The sequence below is a fragment of the Microlunatus aurantiacus genome, assembly GCF_039536605.1.
GTDB lineage: Bacteria > Actinomycetota > Actinomycetes > Propionibacteriales > Propionibacteriaceae > Microlunatus > Microlunatus aurantiacus.
In genome coordinates this window covers 1,110,602-1,135,921 of record NZ_BAAAYX010000002.1, presented here as the reverse complement: position 1 = coordinate 1,135,921, position 25,320 = coordinate 1,110,602, and the positions used below count along the sequence as shown (strand labels likewise).

Sequence of the window (25,320 nt, the reverse complement as noted above, 5' to 3'; positions counted from 1 at the left end):
GAAGCGCCGAGGACCTTGACTGCGGTCGAGGCACGCGGTGACCCTAGCAAGGGAAGCGACCACCGAGGTCCGCTCAGTCCGTGCCCCAGGTCCACGATGGTCCGTCGAGGGCCTCCGATCCGCGGATCCGGGTCTCGCCCTCCTGCTTGTGCAGACTGACCGTGGTGCTGTCGGCTTGGTCCTGCAGCAGGGCGGCCAGATCGGCGTCGTGGGTGACGACGAGGACCTGAGTCCGCGCCGCCGCCCGGGTGATGAGCCTGGCCAGAGCGGGAAGCAGGTCGCGATGGAGACTCGTCTCCGGCTCGTTGCACACGATCAACTCGCCGGGACGAGGGGTGAGCAGGGCCGCCACCCACAACAGATAGCGCAGGGTCCCGTCGGACAGCTCAGCGGTCCGCAGAGGCCGCAGCAACCCGGGCTGGTGGAGGCTCAGGTCGAACCGGCCGCCCTCGGAGCTGACGCGGAGGCGACTGCCCGGGAACGCGTCATCGACACACGCGTCGAGGTCAGCGACGACGCCGATCTCCGCGATGGTCTGCAAAGCAGCGGCCAGATCGCTGCCGTCGTCAGCCAGAGCGAGCGTCCGGGTCCCGATCTGCACCGATCGAGCGGGGGCGCCGGAGTCGGTGCGGAAGGTGTCGTAGAAGCGCCAGCTGCGGACCTGGTCCCGCACGGCCAGCACCTCCGGGGTCCGGGCCGGGTCGCCGGCCACGGCCAGCGCTGACTCGAAGCCTGCGAGATCGCTGATCAACACGTCGAACCCGTCGTCGCCCCGCACCTGCACCAAGGGACCGCGGCGCTGCAGCAACGTGGTCACTGGCCGCAGCACAGGGCCCGCCCAGACCAGTTCTCGCTTGATCTCGGGGTCGAGGGTGAACGCCGAGTGCGCCGCGTCCCCGCCGGGCAGACCCAGCTCGGCCAGATACCCGAAGCCATCGCTGGCGTACCCCACGCGCAGGGTGACGGGGCTCCTCCGCCGGGTCACGTGCTTCTCCCGACCTGCCCACAACACGGACGGCAGCCCGCCCTCCCGCGCCAACGAACTCACCACCCCGCCTTGCGCGCAGTCCGCGAGCAGCCGCAACGAGCGGTACAACGACGACTTCCCCGACCCGTTCGGACCCGTCACTACGGTCAAGCGGCGCAGGGCCAACCGGAAGTCACGCAACGACCGGTAGCCGGCCACCGACACGGTTGAGATCACCCAGAGATCCTTGCAGCCGCCTCCGACAGACCCTGGCGCTCTCTTCCCTAGGAGCTTCTCACCCCATCGGCCTCGGTTTCCCTGTCGAGCGAGTTGGACCGAGGTGCTCCGACGCGATGCGGCCAGGTCCAGGCGGAGCGCAGGATGACGGCGAGAACGACCAGTTCCAGGGCGACCCCGACAAGATAGAAGGACATCCAGGACTGACCCACCTCACCCGCGGCGTTGAAGGCCGCGAAGGGGACCTGGATGGAGGCCACGACGAGGTTCGCGATCCGGTTGGGCCGGGCGCGCAGCGTCATCGACGCCACGATCATGAAGATCGGGAGCGCCAACAGGCTCAGCGCCGTGATCGCCCAGGTCGGCGTGATGTCGAACTCCCAGACGACGCCGACCAGGATGTCGTCGACGACCCCGGGCTTGTAGAAGGCGAGGATGTCCACGTAGACGTACAAGAACATGAAGGTCGTCCAGGCCGCTGCGAGCTTGGCCTGGACAGGGATCCGCAGATCCTCCAGCGGACTGGGTGACGATCGGTTCTCTCGTGCGGTGTGGGACCGAGACGTTCTCATCGGTGTGCTCCTGGGTAGATCGGGTAGGTGCTCCCACCGTCGCCGATGCCGGCGGCGGGCACATCGGCCCCGGAGCCTGATCTGACCTGGCCGTCAGCACAGCCTGTCTCTCGTACTTTCGGCCCATAGCCGGATCTCGCCGGGCTGCCTACGCTGATCAGATGGCCGGCAGCGCGCTCACGTCTGTGTGGGGCTCGCTGTGGGCAGAACCCCGACCCGCTGATGCCCCGGCCCGGGGGCCGCGGGACTGGGCTCTGGTAGCCGGGCTGGTCGGGTGGTCGGTGCTGGAAAGGGCGCTGCGTCAGGACCTGGCGCCAGGTCCGCTGCCGCTGGTCGCGGTGCTCGCCGTGGTCGGATCCCTGCTGTGGCGGCGATCGCACCCGCTCGTCGCGGTACTGGTCTCCTTCGGCACGCTGACGCTCGTCGACGTCGCCAGGATCCTCGGCGGGTCGACAGGCACGCTGCCGAACAGCATCTCCGCGACGCTGATCCTCGCCTACGCGTTGTTCCGGTGGGGCTCCGGGCGCGAGGCCGCCAGCGGACTGGGCATCATCCTGCTCTGGCTGACCGTCACCTACGAGACCTACGTCGCCGATCCCGTGAGCCTCGCGGAGAGGATCGCGGGCTATGCGTTCTTCTTGTTCGCCGCAGCACTCGGCGCCGCGATCCGCTATCGCGCGAAGGTCCGCGTCCGCGACATCGAGCAGGTCCGGGCCCGCGAGCGTGAACAGCTCGCGCGGGAGCTGCACGACACGGTCGCCCACCACGTGTCGGGGATCGCCATTCAGGCCCAGGCCGGTCGCGCCGTCGCGGCCGCGCACCCCGACCGGGCCGTCGAGGCCCTGACCGTGATCGAGGACGCGGCGACCCGGACCCTCACCGAGCTGCGCGCCATCGTCGGGGTGCTGCGCATCCCGCCGGCCACCGGTCCGACCGCCGAACCCGACACCGAGCTCGCGCCGCCACCACGGGTGGCCGACATCGCGCAGTTGTCCACCGGGGACCAGACGCGTCCCCGGGTCGAGGTGACCCTCGCGGGCGCACTCGACGACCTCGGCCCGGCTGTCGAGGCGGCGGTCTACCGGCTGGCCCAGGAGTCCGTCACCAACGCGCGACGGCACGCCCGCCACGCGACCCGGGTCACCGTCGCGGTCACCGGCGACAGCGAGCGGGTGCGGCTGACCGTGGACGACGACGGCACCGCCGCCGGCGGCCACACCGTGCCGGGCTATGGCCTGGTGGGTATGCAGGAGCGCACCGCCCTGCTCGGCGGCACCTTCCACGCCGGTCCCACCGCCGAACGGGGTTGGCGGGTGGAGGCGGCCCTGCCCCGTACCGGGACACGTCGATGAGCATCCGCGTCCTGATCGCCGACGACCAAACGATCGTGCGTACGGGCTTGACGATGCTGCTCGACGCCCAACCCGACATCGAGGTGGTCGGCGCGGCCGCCGACGGGCGCGAGGCCGTCCGGCTGGCGCTGCAGCTGCGCCCAGACGTCGGCCTCTTCGACATCCGCATGCCGCTGATGGACGGCATCGAAGCCACCCGACGTCTCGCCGGCCCCGACGTCGACGACCCCTTGCCCATCGTGATCATCACCACCTTCGACCTCGACGAGTACGTCCACGGCGCGCTCAAGGCCGGCGCCCGCGGGTTCCTGCTCAAGGACGCCGGACCCGCCCTGCTGACCCAGGCCATCCACGCCGCCGCCGACGGCGACGCCCTGATCGCGCCCAGCGTGACGGTCCGGCTGCTCGCTGCCTTCGCCCAGACCGAGACCTCTCCGCCACGGCAGCCGCTGGAACCTCTCACCGCGCGCGAGGAAGAGGTCCTCGTCCCGCTGGCCCGAGGTCGCACCAACAACGAGATCGCCGGTGAGCTGTTCATCACCCCCAGCACCGTCAAGGCCCACCTCGCCAGCCTGATGCGCAAGCTCGCCGCCCGGAACCGGGTCGAGGTCGCCATGTGGGCGCACGAGACCGGGCGGATGCGGGGACGGGGGTGAGCCGCCGATCAGCCGCCGACGAGAATGACGGCGTGCGCGATCCCGCCGAGGTGTTCCCCTCCTGGTTCTTCGAGCGACAGGACCCCTCCGACGACGCCTGGTTCTACGCCAGCCCACGGCTCGTCACCCACATCGACGACAGGGCCATCGCCGCCGTCGGGGACCTCTACACCGAGCTCGGACTCCGCGGCCGCGTGCTCGACCTGATGGCCTCCTGGGTCTCGCACTTCCCCACCGCGCCTGCTGACCTCGTCGTCCTCGGGATGAACGGACCGGAGCTGGAGGCGAACCCGCAGGCGACCAGTCACGTCGTGCAGGACCTCAACACCGACCCCGTGCTGCCGTTCCCGGACGCCTCGTTCGACGGGGTGGTCTGCTGCGTCTCGGTGGACTACCTGATCCGCCCGGTCGAGGTGCTGGCCGAGGCCGCGCGGGTCCTACGACCCGGCGCACCGGTGGCACTCACCTTCTCGAACCGGCTCTTCCCCAGCAAGGCCGTCAGCGGCTGGTTGGCCGCCGACGAGCAGCAGCGCTGCGCGATCGCCGCGGAGTACGTACGGCTCGCCGAGGGGTTCGACGAACCCGAGATCTCTCTGCGTACGCCGGCCGACCGGCGCTGCGGCGGGCGCTACCACGGTGACCCGCTGTACGCCGTCGTCGCGCGACGGGCAGGGTGAGACCCGTACGGCGCTAGGTGACCTCGCGGTTTCGGCGGACGGCGGCGAGCACGACCACCACGGCGGCGGCCAGCAGGGCAGTGCCGAGCACCAGCTCGCCGAGCTCGGCGAAGGCGTTCACGTCGGAGAAGGTGCGGGGGCGGCGGATCAGGGCGTCGGCCGCCACGATCGTCACGGTGAGCAGCGGGTAGCCCAGGGCCAGCAGCACCCGCACGGGCCGGCTCACCCGCCGGCCGTCGGTGTTGGCCCAGCTCGAGCCGGTGAGAAAGTCCCAGGTCACGCCGAACAGCACGAAGGCGACCCCGCCGTAGCCGAGCAGCACCCCGAACGGGTCGACGATCAGCGAGCGGACCGACAGCAGCACCGCCAGGGCCAGCACGGCGGCCAGCCCGAGCGCCCGGTCGCGGGACAGCTGACGGCGGAGCAGCAGCCAGACGCCCGCGACCACCGCGACGACTGTCGCCACCGACACCAGCGCGTCCGGGTCCAACCACAGTGCCCACCGGTAGCCGGTGAGCAGCCGTACGCCGAGGGCGGTCAGCATCAGCCCGGCCCCGCCGAGCACCAGCGCCGACCCTCCCCGACCCCGCCGCGCCTGCCACAGCGCCAACCCGACCAGGAGGAGGCCGAGCACGACCCGGAAGCCGTCGACCAGCCGGTCCACCAGCGGACTGGGGTCGAAGCCCGCCGGCGCGGCGGCCGGATTCACTCCGACCGCGATCTGGAAGCCGAACAGGAACACGTAGACCGGGAGCAGCATGGCGATCACGGCGGCGCCTACCGGCACCGCGATCCGGCTCAGGTCGTCCGGCAGACCGGCCACCGGCACACTCGACAACGGGGTCAGCCGGGAGATCAGCCACCCGATGCCGGCGAAGACCGCCGCCAGCCCGATCGCCGGCAGCACGGCGATCCAGCCGCTGTTCACCGGGTCGAAGTCGCTCAGCCGCCGGCCTTCCTGCGCCAGCCGCAGCACCAGGACGGCCGCCAGCACCACGTACGGCCACCGTCCCGCCGACCTGCGTTGCGCGGTCCGGGTCGCCACCAGGGTGAGCCCGACGGCGATCTCGGCCACGGCAGCACCGGCCGCGAAGGCCGCCGGCAGCACCAGGAAGGTGAGCAGCCCGAGCGTCTGGTCGAGGAAGACCGGCGCGAACCGGAAGCCGAGCAGACGGTCCGAGCCCGCGAACGCGTGCAGGCACAGGGCCAGCACGATGCCGATCAGCCCGAGCACGACCGGGAACTCCCACCAGGCCAGACCCCGCCGTCGCCGCGTCACCAGCAGCGCCACGATCGCGAGCATCGCCAGCAGCGGGATGCCCACCGCGACCGGCACCCCCCGCGTGGTGGCCGTCGCCACCGACCACGCCCCCAGCAGCAGCGCCACCGAGAGCAGCCCGAGCACCGTCAGCCACCACGGACCGTGCAGCGCCGCCGTGGTGAGCAGTGCGAGACAGAAGGTGAGCAGGAAGACCAGCACCCAGACCAGCGAGTCGGGCACGCTGCTGCTCAACGAGTTGGGCACGGTGAGGTCCGACCAGCTGCGGATCGGCCCGGCGAAGAGCGCGAGGAGGGCGGCCGACGCGAACAGGACGGCACCGACGACCACCACGGCCCGCAGCCCGTACGGCCAGCCGTCGTCGCGCAGCCTGCCCTCGCGCACCTTGGCGAGCAGAGCCTGGTCGATCACCGAGGGCACCGCCCGACCGGGTCGGCGTGGGCTCACGGCTCGTCGCTCCAGCTGGTGAAGGTCCAGTTCCGGCCGAAGACGATGACACCCTGGCGGTAGGCCAGCGGAGGCGTCCCCGAGCTGGTCAGCGACAGGTCAGGGGTGTCGATGACCGCCAGCACCGACCCGTCGGCCGCCCGGAACTCGGCCTCGGTCCGGCCCCAGCCCACCATCGTGTCGCCGACCACGCTGACCGACTCGTACGCCGGCAGCTCACGCCGGATCGTGCCCTGCTCGTCGATCACGAACGTGCCGAGCTGGGTGGCGGCCACCAGCGTGTCGCCGACCGTGGTGAGCGCGTCCAGGGTGCCGGTCTGCGGCAGCAGCCAGCGGTGCCGGCCTGTCTGCAGGTCCAGCGCCTCCAAGGTGGCGGCGTTGCGGACCGCCAGGGTGTCGCCGAGGATCACCCCGCGGGTGCTCGGCAGGTCCTTGGCCCACCTCTGCTCGCCGGTGTCGGCGGCGTACGCGGTGGTGCGACCGCCGGCGTCGAAGGCGACCACGGTCCCGCTGCCAGCCACCAGGGGGCCGCTCACCTGGGCGCTCACCCGCTGCTGCCAGATCACCTCGCCGGTGAGCAGATCCACCACCCGGACACCGCCCGCGGCGTCGGCGACAGCGACCCGCCGGTCGTCCACCCGGACCGGCGCCCAGAACGCCAGGTCGTCCAGCGGCAGCGACCACAGTCGTACGCCGGCGTCGGAGTAGGCCACCACGGCCCGCTGGCTGGTGGTCGTCACCAGCACGTCACCGAAGGCGGCGACCGAGAGCAGCGTCCCCCCGGGATGCATCCGCCACAACGACGTCCAGCGGTCGATGGTCTTCGGGGTGGTGGCGACCAGGTCGTCGCCGCTGGTGGTCCTGATGACCAGCCCGGAGGCCGTCAGCACCGGTGGCACCGCACCGGGAGCCCCCGCCATCGGACCCGAACCCAGACTCGCGTCCGCCGACATGAGGTCGAAGTCCCGGCGCTTCCACCGCTCCGGGTCGCTCCAGGTCCACGGCTCGGCGACGGTCCGCAGCGTCGGGTCCGCGGCCGGGGACGAGATGGTGTCGGTCCGGACCGTCACCCCGCCGCGGACGACCTCCTCGGCGACCACTCCCCGCCGCTCGCACCAGGTCCGCACCACCGTCCTGGTGCTGCCCGGCTGGCCGGTCGCGGTCGTCTCGGCGATCGTCCCTCGCACCTGCAGGCACCCCGGCTCGGCGGCCGCGGCCCGGAACTCACTGCGGTAGCGGCGGGTCCCCACCGTGCCCGCACCGGACCAGGTGGCCCCGACGGCGACCTGCGCCGGCAGCTCCACCAGGGCCGGGGAGTAGACGTGCGCACCGCCCTGGTCGGACTCGCCGAGCAGCTCGACCGCATCGTCGACCCGGTAGACGCGGACCTGCTGCTGGCTGCTCCCGAGGTTGCCGATCTCGGACCCGGTGGTCCGCCAGAAGCGCATCCGCTCGAACGGCCCGGCACCGACGACACCCACCACCTTGACGCCCAGCGTCCAGTCCAGACCGCCGATCACGGTGGTCCCGCTCTGCAGCGTCGACTCCTGCACGAGGGTGCTGGCGACGCTCTCGTTCCCGACGATGGTGGTGCGCTGCTGGTACGTGGCCCGTCCGTCGGTCGGCACGTACGCGCTCGCCGCGCTGCTGCGGGTGCTCGCCCCCACCCGGCCGGCCGCGAACAGACCGCCGGCCACCAGCACCGTCACGAGCATGACCACCGCGAGCGGCAGCCAGGGCGGGCCGGCGTGGGTGACCGACGTTCCCGACGGGGGCACCGTGGAAGCAGAGAGCGCCGGGGGCGCCGCGGGAGTCGAGGGCGCTGAGGGCGGTCCCCAGGTGGGGTCGACCCGGTCGTAGGAGTAGCCGGCCCGGGGGTCCGGGGCGTACGGGCCGGAGGCCTCTCCCTCGGGAGCGGCCGGAGGCATGCTGGACCAGTCCTGGACGGGAAAGGGTGCCCAGCGGCCGGGTCCCGGCCCTGACCCGGGCTCGACCGCGCTCCCGTCCTGGGAGCCCCCCGGCGTCGACATGGGCGACATTCAATCCGAACCCCGGTCCGGGCGGGGGACGCGGGGCCGGATTGCCGAGCTCGAGCACGGAAACAGACGCAGCTGCCGACGATCAGGCTCCACGCCGACGTCTTGCGTCAAGTCTCCGCTGAGTGCCGGGGGGCGTCAGTCCACGTGGTCGACCTCCGCGCCCCGTACGCCGAGCATGAACAAGATCACGTCCAGCTGGGGCACCGAGACGGTCGTGTGGGCGCGGGCCCGGACGGCCGGCTTCGCGTTGAACGCGATGCCCAGCCCGGAAGCGGCGAGCATGTCCAGGTCGTTGGCGCCGTCCCCCACCGCCACCGTCTGCGAGGGCGAGATCCCCTCCGCAGCAGCGATCTCGGCCAGCAGCTCGGCCTTCCGGGCCCGGTCGACGATCGGCCCGACCACCTCACCGGTCAACCGTCCGTCGACGATCTCGAGGGTGTTGGCGTGCGCGTGGTCCAGGCCGAGCTCGGCCTTGAGCCGGTCGGTGAAGACGGTGAAACCGCCGGACACCACGGCGACCGAGAAACCCATCCGCTGCAGGGTCGAGACGAAGGTCCGAGCGCCGGGAGTCAGCCGGATCCGGGACGCCGCCCGGTCGATCGCCGCCACCTCCAGTCCGGCCAGCCGGCGTACCCGCTCCCGCAGCGAGGTCTCGAAGTCCAGCTCGCCCGCCATCGCGGCGGCCGTCACCGCTTCCACCTCGGCCCGGCAGCCGGCCTCGTCGGCCAGCAGCTCGATCACCTCGTCGGCGATCAGGGTGGAGTCGACGTCCATCACCACCAGCCGCTTGGCCCGGCGCTCCAGGCCGTTCACCTGGACCGCGATGTCGATCCCGTGCTGCTGCGCCACCGCGACCAGGGCGGTCCGCATCGCGTCGGCGTCGCCGGCGATCACCACGAGGTCGTACGCGGTCACCGGCCTGGTCGCCAGCCGCACGATCCGGTCGATGTTGCCGCCGGTGTCGGCGATGGCGTCGGACACCGCCGCCAGCGCGGTCGGGGTGAGAGGGCGACCGAGCACGGTGACGGCGTGCCGGCGTCGGGACGCGCGCTGGGAGTGCGCCTCGACCCGCTCGAAGTCGATGCTCAGGTCGTGTCGGAAGCCCCAGAACAGGATGTCTCGCAGCAACGCGTCGGAGGCGCCGTCCAGCCGGACGAGGACGTCCAGGGTGAGCCGCTCGCGGACCACCAGCTGCTCCATGTCCTCCAGCTGCGCCCCGGCCCCGGCCACCAGGCCCAGCAGGTCCCGGGTCAGCCGCGGGCGGTCGCGTCCGGACACCCGGATCAACAGCGGCAGGCTGTCGTCGTCGCGGCCCGCCGCGGTCACCGTCTCCTCACTCATCTCATCCCCCACACCATCAGCTCACTCGGCGTCCGCCCCGCGACCCGCAGCCCTGCCGGGCCGACCACGCGGAGCGCGTCGCCCTCAGACAGCACCCCGACCTGCTCGACCTCGATCTCGCCCACCGCCACGAACAGGTGCACGTACGCGTCCTCCGGCAGCGTGCGTCGCGCGCCGGCGGCCAGCGTGGTCACCCACAGCGTGCTGGTAGCCGACCCGAGGGTGATGGCGGCGTCCGGCCGGGAGCCCGAGGCCACCGGGACCCAGTCCCCCGCCAACGACGCCCGGTCCACCTCCCGTTGCGCGTACGCGGGGACGACCCCGGCCACGTCGGGGCGTACCCAGCTCTGCACGAACCGGACCGGCAGCCGCGGACGGTCGGGTTCGATCCGGTAGGCGTCGTTGCGCTCGGCGTGCACCACCCCCGAACCGGCGCTCAGCCGCTGGACGGCCCCGGGCGCCACGATGCCGGTGTGTCCGGTGGAGTCGGCGTGCAGCAACGAACCGGCCAGCACCCAGGTGACGATCTCGGTGTCGGCGTGCGGGTGGTCGTCGAAGCCGCTGCCGCTGGTCAACCGCTCGTCGTTGTGCGCGAGCAAGGTGCCGAACCCGATGTTGTCGGGGTCGTAGTGGCGGCCGAAGGAGAACGCGTGGCGGGTGCTGATGCCGGGGGCCTCGGAGACGAAGCGCTCACCCGCGCGCTGGACGAGGAGGACAGGATCGGCGGCGGGCACAGCCCTCAAGATAGTGAGGCCGACCAGCGGGATCGGCGCATGTCCACCCGGTCACCGCGCAGCTCGACGCCTTCGTCACGGAGACGCTGCAGGGCCGTCGCCTCCAGACCCCGAGCCGGACGACCGTCGGCGCGAACGACACGCCACCACGGGACCCCGGCTCCCTGGGTGGACATCACGCGACCGACCAGCCGGGGACCCCCTCGACCAACGAGCTCGGCCAGGTCGCCGTAGCTGGCCACCTGGCCGGACGGGATCTGCTCGACCGCACTCAGCACGGCCTCGACGTAGTCGTCGTCCACCACTACCAGCCGTGGCTGCCGGGGACACCCTTGAACGGTCCGGTCACCGCGCTGGTGATCCAGCCGCCGTAGAAGCCGCCGGGCTGGGGCACCACCCGCTCACCGTCCACCAGCACCTCGTCCATCGGGCCGGCGTAGAGGGCGAGGTGGTCGACGAGCACCGCGAAGCCGGCGGTGGGCTGCGGGTAGTACCAGGCGACGCGCTCGGCCGCCCGGTCGCCGACCGCGACATCGAGGTAGCGCGCCGATCCCTTCCACTCGCAGAAGGAGGTGCCGGCGGCCTCCCGCAGCACGCCGTCGACGAAGGACGCTCGCGGCAGGTAGTAGGTGGGCGGGTGGGAGGTCTCCAGCACCTGCCAGCTCGAGGACGTCCGGCAGATCACGGTGCCGGCGAAGCGGACCTCGATCTCTGCCGGGCAGGCCCGCAGCGCGGGCGGTCTGGGGTAGTCCCAGACCGATTCGGTCGCGGCTCTCCCGGCCGACTCCGGCGGGCTGTCCGTGGCCGACTGCGTCGGGTCGTTCGGGGCCGACTGTGTCGGGTTGGTCATGCCGCCAGCGTAGGCACCGGGTCCGCACCCGGCGGCGGTGGGACGCCGATTCCCCGGCCGGATTGATCCCTCCACGGGAATAACTCGGGATGTTCCGTCGCCCCGAGTCGGTGTGATTGGGTGGTTCTGCTGTTGCAAGTCTGTGCCGTGGTCAGTGCTACGCCCCCAGACCCTTGCGTGGGCGTTCGACCGATGTGAGCGTCCGACAGCATCTCGGGGCCGTGAGGTGCGGCTCCGCGCACGATGCCTAGGAGAGTTTCATGGCGCAGGGAACCGTCAAGTGGTTCAATGCCGAGAAGGGCTACGGCTTCATCGCCGTGGACGGCGGCGGTCCGGATGTGTTCGTCCACTACAGCGCGATCGAGTCGACGGGCTTCCGGTCCCTCGACGAGGGGCAGCGAGTGGAGTTCGAGACCACCCAGGGGCCGAAGGGTCCGCAGGCCGACCAGGTGCACGCCATCTGATCCAGGAAAGACCACAGAACCCCCGTACGGGATCCGTACGGGGGTTTTGTGTGCCCGAACCCGAGTGCGAACTCGAGCGCGAGCGGCCAGGATCGACCGCCGGCGTGTTGAGAAGGAGCGGGGAGAGGGCGCTTTCTCCTCTCCCCGCGACGACGCAGTAGCCGGGACCAGGGCGAGCCCAGCGAGTGCGGGATATCAGTAGGACGGTTGGGACGGGTCGATCTGGTTGACCCAGGCGCTCACGCCACCGCCGACGTGCACCGCGTCGGCCAGGCCGGCCCCGTGCACGATGGCCAGGCACTCCGCGGACCGGGTCCCGGCCTTGCAGTAGAGCACGACCTGCTTGTCCTGCGGGAGCTCGCCCAGGGCGGCACCGGTCTGGAAGTCGCCCTTGGGGATCAGCACCGAGCCGGGGATCTCGTTGATCTCGCGCTCGACGGACTCGCGGACGTCGATCAGCACGAAGTCGCGCTCACCGGCCTCGCGCTCCTTGAGCCACTCCTCCAGCTGGACCACGCTCAGGGTGTGACCCGACACCGCGGCCGCGGCCTCGTCGGTGATGGCGCCGCAGAACGCCTCGTAGTCGATCAGCTCGGTGATCGGCTCACCCGCGGGATCCCTGCGCAGGTTGAGCGTCTTGTAGCTCATGTCCAGCGCGTCGTAGACCATCAGCCGGCCGATCAGCGGGTCGCCGATGCCGGTGATCAGCTTGATCGCCTCGGTGACCATGATCGACCCGATCGAGGCACAGAGCACCCCGAGCACGCCGCCCTCGGCGCAGGACGGGACCATCCCCGGTGGCGGCGGCTCGGGGTAGAGGTCGCGGTACTGCGGACCCTGGTCGGCCCAGAACACGCTGACCTGTCCCTCGAAGCGGAAGATCGATCCCCACACGTACGGCTTGTGGGACAGCACGGCCGCGTCGTTGACCAGGTAGCGGGTCGCGAAGTTGTCGGTCCCGTCCACGATCAGGTCGTACTGGGCGAAGATCTCCATCACGTTGTCGTTGTCCAGCCGGACGTCGTGCACGATGACGTCCACCAGCGGGTTGACCTCCGCCACCGACTCCTTCGCCGACACGGCCTTGGACCGGCCGATGTCGGACTGGCCGTGGATGATCTGGCGCTGCAGGTTGGACTCGTCGACGGTGTCGAACTCGACGATGCCGAGCGTGCCCACCCCGGCCGCAGCCAGGTAGAGCAGGGCCGGGCTGCCGAGACCGCCGGCACCGATCACCAGGACCCGGGCGTTCTTGAGCCGTCGCTGACCGATCATCCCGACGTCGGGGATGATCAGGTGACGGCTGTAGCGGCGAACCTCGTCCGGGGTCAGCGCCTCGGCGGGTTCGACCAGCGGCGGTAAAGCCACAACTTCCTCCATGTTCGTCGTCGGCGCCCCCGGTGCCCGGACCCGGGCGGGAGCGTCTGCTGCGATCTTGGACAGCAACGCGACGACGTGGACACCTATTCCGACATCCGGACCGCCCGGTGGCCCGTCTCCCGCGATCCGGTCGATACGCTCGCTGCCTCACACGACCCTGCGCGACGCGCCGCGCACCCACGTCGGAGGTACGTCCGGATGACCGACCTCGCCCCTCTCGACGGCGACGCCCGGCCGGGGCTGGCACCAGCAGACCGCACCCCGGACAGCGCCCGGGCCGGCGACTCCGGTGACCGACGGCCGAAGGTCGCGTTCCTGCTCGACGACCGGTGGCCCGACCGGTTCGCGTCCGCCATGCTGCTGGCCAGCGCCTTCGTGCTGGTGATCACCTTCGTGCCGCCCTGGGCACGCTACTTCGCCCGCGAGTGGGACTTCGTCTCGCTGCTCACCCTGCCTCTGGTGCCCGGCTTCGTCTACGCGGCGCTGCTGCTGGTGATGGCCGTCGGTCTCCGCCGGCGCCTCCGGGCGGCCTGGTGGCTGCTGCTCATCTGGTGGCTGATCCTGCCGCAGCTGGGTCGGCTGGTCTTCCTGATCAGCGGTCGGGCCACGGTCGCCCAGACCGTGCAGCTGCTCATCGGTCTGGTCGCCATGACGGCCGTGATCGTGCTGCTGTTCCGGGTCAAGAAGCAGTTCAGTGCCCGGCGGGTGCCGGGCAACCTCCGGTGGGCGCTGCTGGCCTTCCTCGGAGGCGGCGCCCTGGTCTGGCTGATCGGCACCCTGCTCACCCTGCAGTTCGGCAACAGCCGCGACTTCGGGCGTGCCGGCTACCACGTGTACGACTCGATGGTCGGCGAGCTCGGCCGGTTCCCGGGCCCGGACGGCGTCCACTCCCCGCTCTGGGTGCGGTTCGTCGTCGGCGCGCTCGGGGCGATCGTCATCCTGGGCGCGGCGTACCTCCTCTTCCGGCCGCCGTCGGCCACGCACTTCCTGACCGCAGCCGATGACGCCCGGGTGCGCACGCTGCTGCGCGACCACGGCGACCTGGATTCGCTCGGCTACTTCGCGACCCGGCGCGACAAGTCGGTGGTCTGGGACACCGGCGACCCGGCGACGGCGCGCGCTGGCGTGTCGTACCGGCCGATCGGGTCGGTCAGCCTGGCCAGCGGCAACCCGATCGGGGATGTGCGGCGCTGGCCCGAGGCGATCGAGGCGTGGCGACAGCTGGCCCGCGACACCGGTCTGTCGGTCGCGGTGATGGGCGCCGGGGAGGAGGGCGCGGCGGCGTACACCGCCTCGGGCATGACGGCCTGGGAGATCGGCGACGAGGCCATCGTCGACCTGCGGGGCTTCTCCCTCAACGGACCCGGGATGCGGCCGATCCGGCAGTCGGTCACGCGGCTGCAGCGCCGGGGCTACACGACCCGGGTGCTGCGTCACAGCGAGCTCGGCCAGGCCGACTTCGCCGCCCTGAGCGCGGACGCGGCCTCCTGGCGCGGCGATGGAGGCGACGAGCGCGGTTTCTCGATGGCACTGGGCCGGCTGGCCGATCCGCTGGACGGGGACTGCGTGATGGTGCAGGTCCATGACGACACCGGCGACCTGCGCGGCTTCCTGAGCTTCGCGCCGTGGGGCCGCAACGGTCTGTCGCTGGACCTGATGCGCCGCGACCCGTCCGCGGACAACGGGCTGGTCGAGCTGATGGTGGCCTCGCTGGCCGAGCGCTCGGCGCAGTTCGGGGTCGCCCGGGTGTCCCTCAACTTCGCCATGTTCCGTGAGGCCTTCGAGCGGGGGGCCGAGATCGGGGCGGGACCGCTGGCCAAGGCCTGGCGCCAGGCCCTGCTGCTGGCCAGCCGGAACTGGCAGCTGGAGTCGCTCTACCGCTCCAACGCCAAGTACCTGCCGAGCTGGCAGCCTCGGTTCATCTGCTTCGAGTACGCCTCCGACCTGCCCCGGGTGGGCACGGCCGCCGGGAGCGCCGAGGGCTTCCTCAGCCGTCCCAGCCTGGCGTCCCTGCTCCGCCGCCGGGAGACCGCCGCCGCCCTGGACACCGGCACCGAGGCGTACGCCGCCGAGGTCCGCGCCCTGATGCCGCCGGCACCGGACCTGTTGGCCGAGGCGCTCGCGGCCGACAAGCTGCCCGAGCAGGTGCGGGTGCGCCGGGCCAAGGTCGAGCGGTTGAAGGCCCGCGGCATCGAGCCGTACCCGGTCGGCTACCCGCGCAGCCACACCCTCGCCCAGGTCCGGGCCGAGGCCGGGCTGCTCGCCCCGGACACCCGGACCGGCGAGACGGTCTCGATCACGGGCCGGGTGCTGCTGAAGCGCAAGCTCGGCCGGATCGGCTTCGCCACCCTGCGCGACGGCTCCGGCGACCTGCAGGTGCTGATCACCCGCGACGGTGTCGGCGAGGAGCTGTTCGACCTGTGGCAGCACGACATCGACCTCGGCGACCACATCGGCGTCACCGGCGAGGTGATGGCCACCCACTCCGGTGAGCTGTCGGTGCAGGCGACCTCGCTGCAGCTGACCAGCAAGTCGCTGCGGCCGCTGCCGGACAAGCACAAGGGCCTGACCGACCCGGAGGCCCGGATCCGCGCCCGCTACGTCGACCTGATCATCCGGCCCGAGGCGCGCGAGATCGCCTACACCCGGGCGACCGTGGTGCGCAGCGTCCGCGACTCCCTGGCCCGGCGGGGCTTCACCGAGGTCGAGACGCCGATCCTGCAGCTCATCCACGGCGGCGCCAACGCCCGCCCGTTCGAGACCCACATCAACGCGTACGACCTCGATCTCTACCTCCGCATCGCCACCGAGCTGCACCTCAAGCGGCTGATCGTCGGGGGGATGGAGAAGGTGTTCGAGATGGGCAAGCAGTTCCGCAACGAGGGTGCTGACTTCAAGCACAACCCGGAGTTCACCTCGCTCGAGCTGTACGAGACCTACGGCGACTACGACTCGATGCGGATCCTCACCCAGCAGATCATCCAGGAGGCCGCGGTCGCCGTGTACGGCGAACCGGTGGCCCGTCGACCGGACGGTCCCGACGGCCAGCTGGTCGAGTACGACCTGTCCGGCGACTGGCCGGTGAAGACCATCTGCCAGGCGGTTTCGGAGAAGCTCGGCGAGGAGATCACGGCGGACACCCCGCGCGAGGTGCTGCTGCGGCACGCGGCGGCCGTCGGCCTCGACCTCGACGCCGACAGCCGCTGGGGGTTCGTGCTCGAGGAGGTCTACGGCGAGCTGTGCGAGTCGACCACCACCAGCCCGGTCTTCTACACCGACTTCCCCAAGGAGAACGCGCCGCTCACCCGCCAGCACCGCCACGATCCCCGCCTGGCCGAGAAGTGGGACCTGGTGATCTTCGCGGCCGAGCAGGGCACCGCCTACTCCGAGCTGGTCGACCCGATGGACCAGCGGGAGCGGCTGGTCGCGCAGTCCCTGCTGGCCGCGGCCGGCGACCCTGAGGCCATGCAGGTGGACGAGGACTTCCTCACCGCCCTGGAGTACGGCATGCCGCCGACCGGTGGCATGGGCCTGGGCATCGACCGGCTGGTGATGAACCTGACGGGCCTGAGCATCCGCGACACGATCCTGTTCCCGCTGGTGCGGCCCAACCGCTGACCGGCGCCGCACCAGCAGCCGGAAGGGTCGGGCCGGCGGCGTTCCGCGACACCCTCCGACAACGGCCAGGGTCCGGCTCTCACAGCGCCCCCACCTGCTTCAGCCAGACCAGTGACTGCGGCAGCGTGGGCTTGTAGGTCGAGTAGTTGTGCCCGCCACGGGGCAGCAGCAGCGTCGCCACCCCGGGGATGCCGGAGGACTGGGTGACCATCTGGGAGGTGTCGGCGTACGTGGCCCCCGGCTTCCAGGTGTCGGCGTCGGTCTTGCTGGCCACGATCAGCAGGTTGGTCTGCCGCTGCGGCGGCTGCTTGATCAGCCAGATCGGCGAGTTCTCGTTGCGCAGCTGCCGGCTGCCGCCGAAGAGGTCGCCGGTGGTCGAGTCGGTCTCGGCGTCGAAGTAGCCACCGATGCTGACCGCGGCCGAGAACTCCGTCCGGCTGCGCAGCAGCAGCTTCGCCGAGCAGAAGCCACCGGTGCTGAAGCCGAGCGAGGACCACCTCGCTCCCGACGGGTCGGAGCGGAACCGCTTGATCACCTGCTGGCGGACGCTGGTGGCCAGCCACGTCTCCGCCTGCGGGCCGCCGGGCACGTTGGTGCACTCGGTGTCCCGCGGCGCGTCGATCATCAGCGGCGGGAACACCGCGATGAACGGCGGGACCTTGCCCGAGTCGATCGCCTGGGTCGCCTGGGCGGCGAAGCCGAAACCGTTGAACATGGCTTGCGGGGTGCTCGGCTGCCCCGGCAGCACCATCAGCGTGGGGAACTTCGTCAGCCGGTTGCGCAGCTCGTCGTACTGCTTCGGCAACCAGACGAGCACGGGCAGCCGAGCCGCCTCCGGCCCCTTGGCCCCCGGAACCCGCACGGTGATCGTCTTGACCGTGCCCTGGGAGCCGTTGCCGGGCACCAGCCCGGTCAGGTCGATCGCGCCGCCCCCCGCGTCGGACTCACCGATCACCTCGCCCCAGCTGGTGTAGAAGCCGTACTCGTTGTTGGCGTACAGGCCGACGGCCCCGATCGCCAGCACCTGGCAGACCACGACGCCGACCAGGCGGAGCAGTCGCCCACCGAGCCCACCCGGCCCGCGGCCCCAGACGACGATCAGCCCGACGGGCACGATCACCGCCAGGGCACCGACGATCCACACCAGGACGGGGGACGTGAGACTCATGGGTTCAGGCTCCTGGGCACGGCTCCGACTGCACTCCGACGCCCGTGCAGGATCGCGGGGGCGGGGAGTTGAATGTGGCCATGGTCCCAGCCGCCGACAACGTCCGCACCCGGGTGGCCGGTCGCGAGCTGTCGATCGTCAACCTCGACAAGGTGATGTATCCCGCCACCGGCTACACGAAGGCGGAGGTGATCAGCTACTACTCCCAGATCGCCGACGTGCTGCTCCCCCACGTGGCCGACCGGGCCCTGACCAGGGTGCGGTTCCCCGACGGCGTGTCCGGTCCAAGCTTCTACGAGAAGAACGCCCCCGCCGGGACCCCCGACTGGGTCCGGACGGCGCGGATCCTGACCAGCGACGGCCCGGTGTCGTACGTGGTCGCCGACGAGCCGGCCACGTTGGTCTGGCTGGCCAACCTGGCCGCGCTGGAGCTGCACGTGCCGCAGTGGCGGGTGGGGGTGCTGGACCAGCGGACCGCCGCGAGCGGGGCGCTGGAGCGGGGTGAGCCGCTGGCCGACCGGGTGGTCGTCGACCTCGACCCGGGCGCCGGCACGACGATCGTCGACGTCGCCCGGGCCGCGATGATCGCCGCCGAGCGGCTCGCCTCCGACGGGCTGGTGCCGGTGGCCCAGACCTCCGGCAGCAAGGGCATCCAGGTCTACGCCGCGGTGGCGCCGACGCCGAGCCGACGGATCTGGGCGTACGTCAAGCAGCTGAACGGCACCCTGCACCGGCGCCAACCGGACTTCTTCGTGGCGTCGATGTCGATCGCCGAGCGGGCCGGGCGGATCTACGTGGACTACAACCAGAACCTCGCGGCGCGCAACACCATCGCGCCGTACTCGCTGCGCGGGCGGGAACGGCCGACCGTGGCCACACCGCTGACCTGGGAGGAGGTGGCCGCCACCGCCGGTCCCGACGACCTGCGCTTCTCCCCCGAGGACGTGCTGGACCGGGTCGCCGAGCACGGCGACCTGGCCGCCGACCTGCTGCACCCGGACCGACCGGAGCTGCCGGTCGCCGACGAGGACGGCGCTTGACGAGGTCCCCCGGCCGCAGTGGCGCTCAGGCCTCGGCCGCCCCTGCCGCTGTCTGCTGGCGCAGTCCCGCCAGAGTCAGGTCGAGCGCGGCCCGGAACTGGTCGAGGTCGTCGTGCACCGCGAACTCCTCCACGATCTCGTGCAGGAACGGGAAGTCGGCCGCGTCGACGTCGCGCCAGCTCTGCGCGACGCGGTCCAGGTACTGCGCACGGTCCACCCGCCCGTCGAGCACCTCGGCGGGGGGCTCCTGACCCAGGTCCGCCGTGCCGATGACCACGCCCAGGATCGCGGACACGGCGTGGAACCGCTGCCGCGCCGTGAGGTCCAGGCGGAGGGTCTGCCGCCCGAACTGCTCGTACAGGCGGAGCGAGTTGGTCTGCAGGATCGTGTTCCGCATGAAGTAGGCCGTCAGCCACGGCCGGGCCACGATCGCGTCGAACAGCGTGACGGCCATGGTGCGCAGCACGTCGACCGGGTCGCCCCCGTCCCGGTCGACCTCTCCGGACTGGTGCTCGACGGCGGCCAGCACGCCGCCGATCGCGTGGTCGGTGGCGCGGTCGAGCAGCTCGTCCTTGCTGGCGACGTACCAGTAGATGCTGGCCACGCCGCCGCCCAGCCGTGCGGCCAGCGCCCGGAACGTGAGCGCGGACTCTCCCGACTCGTCGAGCAACGCGACGGCCTCGGCGAGGACCGCCTCCATCGAGTGCGATGCCCGGCGCCGCCCGTCGGGGGTGCGCGTCCTGACCTGTGCCGTGCCGAGCAGGGTGGAAGCCACGGAGAAGGTCACCGGTGAGCGGCATGCCGCCCGTTAGGCTGCGCGGGTGAGCATCGAGGCCGTCGCCGCCAAGAAGAGCCCCACCCGGATGCCGCGGGACCAGCGTCGCGCACAGCTGCTCGACGCGGCCAACGACGTGTTCACCACCAACGGCTACCACGCCGCCGCGATGGACGACATCGCCGAAGCCGCCGGCGTGTCCAAGCCGGTCCTCTACCAGCACTTCGGCTCCAAGCTCGACCTCTACCTGGCCCTGCTGGACGCCAGCTGCGACCGGCTCGTGGAGGTCGTCGAGGAGGCGCTCGACTCCACCGAGGAGAACGCCGACCGGGTGGTCGCCACCATGGGCGCGTTCTACGAGTTCGTCTCCTCGGCCAGTGGGCAGTTCCGCTTCGTCTTCGAGTCCGACCTCACCGGCGACGGCCAGGTCCAGCAGCGGCTGTGGAAGGTCAACAACGACATCGCCGACGCCATCGCCGTGGTGATCGGAGACGACACCGGGCTGCCGTACGAGCAGTCCAAGCTGCTGGCCATCTCACTGGTCGGCATCGCCCAGGTCAGCGCGCGCTACTGGGTGTCCGGCGGCACCCAGCGGATCGCGCTCGAGGAGGCCAAGCACCTGGTCAGCAGCCTGGTCTGGCGGGGCATCGGCGGCTTCCCCAAGTCCGAGCACCCGCACCCCGAGGAGAACCCGTGACGGCGCCGAACGGTCACCTCCTCGTCCGGCGTCCCTCCCCCGCCCTCGCCCACGGCGAGCTGACCCACCTCGACCGTGCGCCCGTGGATGCCGAGCTCGCCCTGCGGCAGTGGCAGGGCTACGTCGACGCGTTCGCCGCCCACGGGTGGACGGTGCAGGAGATCGCGCCGGCCGACCAGCACCCGGACGGGGTGTTCGTGGAGGACACGGTGGTGGTCTTCGGCGACCTGGCGGTGCTGACCTCGCCGGGCGCCGCCTCCCGCCGGGGCGAGGTCGCGTCCACCGAGGCCGCGCTGGCCGCCCTGCCGGCGGCGTATCGCCTCCAGGTGGCCCGGATCGAGGAGCCGGGACACCTGGACGGCGGCGACGTGCTCAAGGTCGACCGGACCGTGTACGTGGGTCTCACGGCACGGACCGACGAGGCGGGCATCGCCCAGCTCACCGCGCTGCTCGGGCCCCGCGGCTGGCGGGTGGTCGCGGTGCCGGTGACGAAGGTGCTGCATCTGAAGTCCGGGGTGACCGCGTTGCCCGACGGCACGGTGGTGGGTCACCCGCCCCTGGTCGACGACGTGGGGGCCTACCCGACGTTCCTGGCCGTGCCGGAGGAGCACGGCACCGCCGTGGTCGACCTCGGGGTGGCGGCCGACGGTCGTCGCGCCGTGATCATGTCGGCCGGCGCCCCGCGCACCGCCGAGCTGTACGCGGCCCGGGGGCTCCAGGTGGTGACCGTGCCGATCACCGAGTTCGAGAAGCTCGAGGGTTGCGTGACCTGCCTGTCGGTACGCCTCCGCGGCGACCACGCGTCGTCGCCATGATCGAGCGCACCGATGATCGAGGGTGGCATCGTCACCGCCAGGGCGACTTCGCCTGAGGCGGCCCGCCCGGCTCAGGTCCCGCGCTGCTCGTGGTAGCCCCGCGGCACCACCAGCACCGGCACCGGTGAGTGCCGGATCAGCTTGGTCGCCCGCGAGCCCAGGAAGACCCGGGCGATCGGACCGAGGGTCGACGAGCCCAGCACCAGCAGCTCGTTGCGCTCCCAGTCGACACTCGACATGGACTCCCCCCAGCCGGCGCCGGTGGCGATCACGGTCTCGGTGGCGTCGTCGATGACCTCGTCGAGCCGCAGCCGGCTCTGAGCGTGCGACGCCTGCTCCCGCCAGGAGTCCAGCACCGAGTCCTCAGCGGACAACCCCACCTCGGGGGGATACATGGTCGCGCCGCGGACACCGAAGCTGGCCACCCGGGCGGGCGTGCCGAGACTCCGGGCGAAGGACACCGCGTGCGCCACCACCTTCTCCGACTCCTCGCCGTCGGAGAACGCGCAGGTGACCCGGCTGAAGCCGTCGGCAGCGGTCGACCGGTAGCCCCGGGGACTGAGGGCCAGCGGGATCGGCGAGGAGTGCAGCAGCTTGTCGGTGGTGGAGCCGACGACGATGCGACCCACCGCCCCGTCCGTGCTGGAGCCGAGCACCAGGACCGACGCTCGGCACTCCTGGGCGGCGTGCAGCAGGGCGGACGTGACCGAGCGGCCGGTGACGGCGTGGTAGTCGATCGGTATGTCGACGCTGGTGTCGACCAGGTACTCCCGTGCCTTGGCCTCGGCCTGCTCACCCAGCTGCTGGGCGAACTCGGCGTACTCGGCGTCGACCCGGGCCAGCGACGGCGTCGACCACTGGCGCGGGACGACGGTGACCACGCTGAGCGAGGTCCCCACGGCGTGGGCGAGCTGCAACCCGAGATCCAGCGAGCCACGCCCGCCCTTGTGCGGCACGTAGCCGACGAGCACGGTCATGAGCGCAGCCTCTCGGGAGTGCAGGAGCGTTCTGGGGCGACACGCCCTGTGCCTGACGTGGATGCCGTGTCGTCCCAGAACGCGACGAACGAGCGAGAAACCGCGGAGCGCATGACCGCGGAGCGCGGAGCGCGACCGACCGACCGAGTCATGAGCGCAGCCTCTCGGGAGTGCAGGAGCGTGAAACCGCGGAGCTCATGACCGCGGAGCGCGGAGCGCGACCGACCGACCGAGTCATGAGCGCAGCCTCTCGGGAGTGCAGGAGCGTGAAACCGCGGAGCGCATGACCGCGGAGCGCGAACACGGTCATCAGTGAGCCACCTCCGCGTCGTCGGCGTCGTCGGCGTCGACGTCCTCTCCGGCCAGCATCCGACCGAGCACCGAGTGCTTCCTCCCGTACAGGAGGTAGAACGCGATGAACACGCCGACCCAGAGGGCGAACACCAGCCAGGTGTACCAGTGCAGGTTGGCCAGGATGTAGCCGCAGGCGATGATCGACAGGATCGGGGTGACCGGGAAGAACGGCACCTTGAAGCCACGCGGCAGCTCGGGCTGGCGGTAGCGCAGGATGATCACGCCGAGGGACACCACGATGAAGGCGGTCAGGGTGCCGATCGAGACCACGTCGATCAGGTAGTCCAGCGGCACGAACGCCGCCAGCAACGAGACCACGATCGCCACGATGATCGTGTTGTTCACCGGCGTCTGCGTCTTCGCGCTGACCCGGGAGAACGTCCGGGGCAGCATCCCGTCCCGGCCCATGGCGAACAGGATGCGGGTCTGGCCGTACATGGTGACCAGCGTGACCGAGAAGATCGAGATCACCGCGCCGAGGGCCAGGATCGTGGCCCAGACGGTGTTGCCGGTGATGATCTCCAGGATCTTGGACAGCCCTGCCTCGGACTGACCCTCGAAGTCGGTCCACGGCTGGGCGCCGATGGCCGAGATCGCCACCAGCAGGTAGATGGCGATGACGATGAACAGGGCGCCGATCAGGGCCCGCGGCATGGTCTTCTGCGGGTCCTTCACCTCGTCGCCGGCGGTGGACACGGCGTCCAGACCGATGAAGGAGAAGAAGATCGTGCCGGCTGCGGTCGCCACCCCGGCCGATCCCATCGGGGCGAAGTCGGCGAAGTGGTCGGTGGTGAACGCGGTGAAGGCGATGATCGAGAACATCACCAGCACGCTCAGCTTGATCACGACCATGATCGCGTTGACCTTGGCCGACTCGCTCGCGCCCCGGATCAGCAGCAGCATGCAGAGCAGGGTGAGGATCACCGCAGGCAGGTTGATGATCCCGGTCTCCTGCCCCGGCGTCCCGAACGGGGCGGCCAGGATCGCCTGCGGCAGCTGCAGCCCGGTGATGTTGACCAGCGCCTCGTTCACGTAGCCGCTCCAGCCCACCGCGACCGCGGCGGTGGAGACGCCGTACTCCAGCAGCAGGCAGGCGGCCACGCCCATGGCGATGATCTCGCCCAGGGTCGCGTACGCGTAGGAGTAGGTGGAGCCGGACACCGGCACCGCGGAGGCCATCTCGGCGTAGCAGAGGGCGGCCAGACCCGCGGCCAGCCCGGCCAGCAGGAAGGACACGATCACCGCCGGGCCGGCCTCGGGCACCGCCGACGACAGGACGAAGAAGATGCCGGTGCCGACCGTGGCCCCGACGCCGAACATCATCAGCTGGAAGGTGCCCATGGTCCGGTTCAGCTGCGGACCGTGGCGATCGCCGATCGGCTTGCGCCGGAACAGCCCGCCGGCGTGGGTGGGAGACAACGGTTCGACGCTCATGGGACTCCGATCGCGGGGCGTGCGGTGGCCACTCGCCTGGCTGCAGTCTGTCCTACCGACCCGCCGAGCGGCAGTAGCGTCGCCTGTTGTCACACGGCTGTTTCCTGCCCTGCCCCGGGCGACCCCCGGCCGAGTAGATTGGCCCGGCCACCACCGCGAGAGGATGGGTCCATGACGCAAGCTCCCGGCGCCGCCGCACCGTCGCCCCTGACGCCCCCCGATCAGGTCGCCTCCCTGACCCTGACCGCCCCGGAGCCGCCGCAGCGCGTGGCCGCGACCCAGGCGCCGTCCATCGCCCCGCAGGTCGACGCCGCCCAGGTCCCGGCCCTGGACGCCCGGGTGGACGGCTTCCTCAGCGCCCTGACCAGCGCGCAGACCCGCTCGCCGGAGTTCGCCGCCCAGGCCGACAACGTCCGCAGCATGGGGGACGCGGACGTCCGCAAGGCGGCCGAGACCTCCAACCGGCTGCTGAACACCCCGGTCAAGGCCCTCAAGGAGGGCGGTATCGCGGAGGGGTCGAAGGTCGGCACCACCCTGCTGGAGCTGCGCCGGACGGTCGAGGACCTCGATCCCAGCCAGGCCACGGGCACCCGCAAGCTGCTCGGCTTCCTGCCGTTCGGCGACAAGGTGGTCGACTACTTCCGCAAGTACCAGGACGCCCAGACCCACCTCAACGGCATCCTGCACAGCCTGCGCAACGGGCAGGACGAGCTGGCCAAGGACAACGCCTCGCTCAACATGGAGAAACAGAACCTCTGGGCGACGATGGGCCGGCTGAACCAGTACGTCTACGTCGCCGAGCGCCTGGACTCCAGGCTGACCGAGCAGATCACCGCACTGGAGCTGTCCGACCCGGACCGGGCCAAGGCCCTGCAGCAGGACGTGCTCTTCTACGTCCGCCAGAAGCACCAGGACCTGCTCACCCAGCTGGCCGTGTCCATCCAGAGCTACCTGGCCATCGACATCATCATCAAGAACAACATCGAGCTGATCAAGGGCGTCGACCGTGCGGCGACCACCACCGTGTCGGCACTGCGAACCGCTGTCATCGTCGCCCAGGCCCTGGGCAACCAGAAGCTCGTGCTGGACCAGATCACTGCCCTGAACACCACCACGTCCGACCTGATCCAGCGGACCTCGGAGATGCTCAAGGACAACTCGGCGGCGATCCAGCAGCAGGCGGCCTCGGCCACCATCGGGTTGCCCCAGCTGCAGGCCGCGTTCGCCAACATCTACGCGACCATGGACTCCATCGACGCCTTCAAGCTCCAGGCCCTGGACTCGATGTCGACCACCATCACCACCCTCGAGGGGGAGGTCAGCAAGTCGCGGGAGTACCTGGACCGGGTCTCGCACGCCGACCAGCGGCTGGCCTCCGGAGCGCTCGACCTCGAGGGCGGCAGTGCCGGCGGCTTGCGCTGACCGGCGTCCCCGACGCCGACCCGAC

22 protein-coding genes are annotated in these 25,320 nt (G+C 71.3%); 9 read left to right on the top strand and 13 right to left on the bottom strand.

From position 1 onward, the window contains the following. Nucleotides 1-73: 73 nt before the first annotated feature. Both ABD714_RS05355 and ABD714_RS05350 read right to left on the bottom strand, forming a co-directional pair. Nucleotides 74-1,204, bottom strand: a complete 1,131-nt coding sequence (locus tag ABD714_RS05355) for an AAA family ATPase (protein WP_344811227.1) — start codon at nucleotides 1,202-1,204, stop codon at nucleotides 74-76. Nucleotides 1,205-1,251: 47 nt separating this feature from the next. Further along, nucleotides 1,252-1,776 carry a DUF6326 family protein gene (locus ABD714_RS05350; protein WP_344811226.1) on the bottom strand — a complete coding sequence of 175 codons (525 nt, stop codon included), beginning with the start codon at nucleotides 1,774-1,776 and terminating at the stop codon, nucleotides 1,252-1,254. A gap of 161 nt (nucleotides 1,777-1,937) precedes the next feature. On the opposite strand from ABD714_RS05350, the gene ABD714_RS05345 reads away from it, so the two are divergent. The 3 genes from ABD714_RS05345 to ABD714_RS05335 are packed head-to-tail and all read left to right on the top strand — an operon-like array spanning nucleotide 1,938 to nucleotide 4,461. Further along, nucleotides 1,938-3,128: a sensor histidine kinase gene (locus tag ABD714_RS05345; RefSeq protein ID WP_344811225.1), complete on the top strand. Its 1,191-nt coding sequence runs from the start codon at nucleotides 1,938-1,940 to the stop codon at nucleotides 3,126-3,128. Then, a complete protein-coding gene (locus tag ABD714_RS05340) occupies nucleotides 3,125-3,784 on the top strand; it encodes a response regulator (protein ID WP_344811224.1) in 660 nt (219 codons plus the stop codon). The genes ABD714_RS05345 and ABD714_RS05340 overlap by 4 nt, the downstream gene beginning before the upstream one ends. Before the next feature lie 32 nt (nucleotides 3,785-3,816). Next, nucleotides 3,817-4,461 carry a methyltransferase domain-containing protein gene (locus tag ABD714_RS05335; RefSeq protein ID WP_344811223.1) on the top strand — a complete coding sequence of 215 codons (645 nt, stop codon included), beginning with the start codon at nucleotides 3,817-3,819 and terminating at the stop codon, nucleotides 4,459-4,461. Between the two features lie 13 nt (nucleotides 4,462-4,474). On the opposite strand, the gene ABD714_RS05330 is transcribed toward ABD714_RS05335, so the two are convergent. The 6 genes from ABD714_RS05330 to ABD714_RS05305 all read right to left on the bottom strand — a co-directional run bounded on the left by ABD714_RS05330 (nucleotide 4,475) and on the right by ABD714_RS05305 (nucleotide 11,151). Continuing rightward, on the bottom strand, nucleotides 4,475-6,187 hold the full coding sequence (locus ABD714_RS05330) for a hypothetical protein (RefSeq protein ID WP_344811222.1): 1,713 nt from the start codon (nucleotides 6,185-6,187) through the stop codon (nucleotides 4,475-4,477). Then, nucleotides 6,184-8,115, bottom strand: a complete 1,932-nt coding sequence (locus ABD714_RS05325) for an outer membrane protein assembly factor BamB family protein (RefSeq protein ID WP_344811221.1) — start codon at nucleotides 8,113-8,115, stop codon at nucleotides 6,184-6,186. The genes ABD714_RS05330 and ABD714_RS05325 overlap by 4 nt, the downstream gene beginning before the upstream one ends. A gap of 246 nt (nucleotides 8,116-8,361) precedes the next feature. Continuing rightward, entirely contained in the window at nucleotides 8,362-9,567 is a 1,206-nt protein-coding gene (gene serB / locus ABD714_RS05320; protein ID WP_344811220.1) for a phosphoserine phosphatase SerB, read from the bottom strand. Continuing rightward, nucleotides 9,564-10,301 carry a pirin family protein gene (locus tag ABD714_RS05315; protein WP_344811219.1) on the bottom strand — a complete coding sequence of 246 codons (738 nt, stop codon included), beginning with the start codon at nucleotides 10,299-10,301 and terminating at the stop codon, nucleotides 9,564-9,566. Before ABD714_RS05315 ends, serB begins: the two co-directional genes overlap by 4 nt. Before the next feature lie 5 nt (nucleotides 10,302-10,306). Continuing rightward, nucleotides 10,307-10,603 carry an MGMT family protein gene (locus ABD714_RS05310; protein ID WP_344811218.1) on the bottom strand — a complete coding sequence of 99 codons (297 nt, stop codon included), beginning with the start codon at nucleotides 10,601-10,603 and terminating at the stop codon, nucleotides 10,307-10,309. 2 nt (nucleotides 10,604-10,605) lie between these two features. Next, nucleotides 10,606-11,151, bottom strand: a complete 546-nt coding sequence (locus tag ABD714_RS05305; RefSeq protein ID WP_344811217.1) for a DUF427 domain-containing protein — start codon at nucleotides 11,149-11,151, stop codon at nucleotides 10,606-10,608. A 260-nt stretch (nucleotides 11,152-11,411) separates the two neighbouring features. Between ABD714_RS05305 and ABD714_RS05300 the strand changes: the two genes are divergently transcribed. Continuing rightward, the gene (locus tag ABD714_RS05300) at nucleotides 11,412-11,615 is read left to right on the top strand and encodes a cold-shock protein (protein ID WP_344811216.1); all 204 of its coding nucleotides are present in this window, start codon (nucleotides 11,412-11,414) and stop codon (nucleotides 11,613-11,615) included. Between the two features lie 195 nt (nucleotides 11,616-11,810). On the opposite strand, the gene moeZ is transcribed toward ABD714_RS05300, so the two are convergent. After that, nucleotides 11,811-12,983, bottom strand: a complete 1,173-nt coding sequence (gene moeZ, locus ABD714_RS05295) for an adenylyltransferase/sulfurtransferase MoeZ (protein ID WP_486348148.1) — start codon at nucleotides 12,981-12,983, stop codon at nucleotides 11,811-11,813. 210 nt (nucleotides 12,984-13,193) lie between these two features. Between moeZ and lysX the strand changes: the two genes are divergently transcribed. Further along, nucleotides 13,194-16,613, top strand: coding sequence for a bifunctional lysylphosphatidylglycerol synthetase/lysine--tRNA ligase LysX (gene lysX, locus ABD714_RS05290; RefSeq protein ID WP_344811214.1), 3,420 nt, complete (start codon nucleotides 13,194-13,196; stop codon nucleotides 16,611-16,613). 79 nt (nucleotides 16,614-16,692) lie between these two features. On the opposite strand, the gene ABD714_RS05285 is transcribed toward lysX, so the two are convergent. Further along, nucleotides 16,693-17,781, bottom strand: coding sequence for an alpha/beta hydrolase (locus tag ABD714_RS05285; RefSeq protein WP_344811213.1), 1,089 nt, complete (start codon nucleotides 17,779-17,781; stop codon nucleotides 16,693-16,695). 80 nt (nucleotides 17,782-17,861) lie between these two features. Here ABD714_RS05285 and ligD point away from each other — a divergent pair, with 80 nt between their 5' ends. Beyond that, nucleotides 17,862-18,821: a non-homologous end-joining DNA ligase gene (ligD, locus tag ABD714_RS05280; RefSeq protein ID WP_344811212.1), complete on the top strand. Its 960-nt coding sequence runs from the start codon at nucleotides 17,862-17,864 to the stop codon at nucleotides 18,819-18,821. A 25-nt stretch (nucleotides 18,822-18,846) separates the two neighbouring features. Here the strand turns inward: ligD and ABD714_RS05275 are convergent, their stop codons facing one another. After that, a complete protein-coding gene (locus tag ABD714_RS05275; RefSeq protein WP_344811211.1) occupies nucleotides 18,847-19,608 on the bottom strand; it encodes a TetR/AcrR family transcriptional regulator in 762 nt (253 codons plus the stop codon). Between the two features lie 34 nt (nucleotides 19,609-19,642). On the opposite strand from ABD714_RS05275, the gene ABD714_RS05270 reads away from it, so the two are divergent. Next, a complete protein-coding gene (locus ABD714_RS05270; protein WP_344811210.1) occupies nucleotides 19,643-20,293 on the top strand; it encodes a TetR/AcrR family transcriptional regulator in 651 nt (216 codons plus the stop codon). After that, a complete protein-coding gene (ddaH, locus tag ABD714_RS05265) occupies nucleotides 20,290-21,108 on the top strand; it encodes a dimethylargininase (protein ID WP_344811209.1) in 819 nt (272 codons plus the stop codon). The genes ABD714_RS05270 and ddaH overlap by 4 nt, the downstream gene beginning before the upstream one ends. A gap of 71 nt (nucleotides 21,109-21,179) precedes the next feature. On the opposite strand, the gene ABD714_RS05260 is transcribed toward ddaH, so the two are convergent. Together ABD714_RS05260 and ABD714_RS05255 are read right to left on the bottom strand one after the other, a co-directional pair. Next, nucleotides 21,180-22,085 (bottom strand): universal stress protein, encoded by a 906-nt coding sequence (locus tag ABD714_RS05260; RefSeq protein WP_344811208.1) that lies wholly within the window; start codon nucleotides 22,083-22,085, stop codon nucleotides 21,180-21,182. A 309-nt stretch (nucleotides 22,086-22,394) separates the two neighbouring features. Continuing rightward, nucleotides 22,395-23,873 (bottom strand): amino acid permease, encoded by a 1,479-nt coding sequence (locus ABD714_RS05255; protein WP_344811207.1) that lies wholly within the window; start codon nucleotides 23,871-23,873, stop codon nucleotides 22,395-22,397. 171 nt (nucleotides 23,874-24,044) lie between these two features. Between ABD714_RS05255 and ABD714_RS05250 the strand changes: the two genes are divergently transcribed. Beyond that, entirely contained in the window at nucleotides 24,045-25,295 is a 1,251-nt protein-coding gene (locus ABD714_RS05250) for a toxic anion resistance protein (RefSeq protein WP_344811206.1), read from the top strand. Nucleotides 25,296-25,320: the final 25 nt, after the last annotated feature.

Bases quoted from the DNA above. Each gene is read 5' to 3' on its own strand.
- ABD714_RS05350 (WP_344811226.1), bottom strand. From the start codon at position 1,776: ATGAGAACGTCTCGGTCCCACACCGCACGAGAGAACCGATCGTCACCC.
- ABD714_RS05345 (WP_344811225.1), top strand. From the start codon at position 1,938: ATGGCCGGCAGCGCGCTCACGTCTGTGTGGGGCTCGCTGTGGGCAGAA.
- ABD714_RS05340 (WP_344811224.1), top strand. From the start codon at position 3,125: ATGAGCATCCGCGTCCTGATCGCCGACGACCAAACGATCGTGCGTACG.
- ABD714_RS05325 (WP_344811221.1), bottom strand. From the start codon at position 8,115: ATGCCTCCGGCCGCTCCCGAGGGAGAGGCCTCCGGCCCGTACGCCCCG.
- serB (WP_344811220.1), bottom strand. From the start codon at position 9,567: ATGAGTGAGGAGACGGTGACCGCGGCGGGCCGCGACGACGACAGCCTG.
- ABD714_RS05305 (WP_344811217.1), bottom strand. From the start codon at position 11,151: ATGACCAACCCGACACAGTCGGCCCCGAACGACCCGACGCAGTCGGCC.
- ABD714_RS05300 (WP_344811216.1), top strand. From the start codon at position 11,412: ATGGCGCAGGGAACCGTCAAGTGGTTCAATGCCGAGAAGGGCTACGGC.
- lysX (WP_344811214.1), top strand. From the start codon at position 13,194: ATGACCGACCTCGCCCCTCTCGACGGCGACGCCCGGCCGGGGCTGGCA.
- ABD714_RS05285 (WP_344811213.1), bottom strand. From the start codon at position 17,781: ATGAGTCTCACGTCCCCCGTCCTGGTGTGGATCGTCGGTGCCCTGGCG.
- ligD (WP_344811212.1), top strand. From the start codon at position 17,862: ATGGTCCCAGCCGCCGACAACGTCCGCACCCGGGTGGCCGGTCGCGAG.
- ABD714_RS05260 (WP_344811208.1), bottom strand. From the start codon at position 22,085: ATGACCGTGCTCGTCGGCTACGTGCCGCACAAGGGCGGGCGTGGCTCG.
- ABD714_RS05255 (WP_344811207.1), bottom strand. From the start codon at position 23,873: ATGAGCGTCGAACCGTTGTCTCCCACCCACGCCGGCGGGCTGTTCCGG.
- ABD714_RS05250 (WP_344811206.1), top strand. From the start codon at position 24,045: ATGACGCAAGCTCCCGGCGCCGCCGCACCGTCGCCCCTGACGCCCCCC.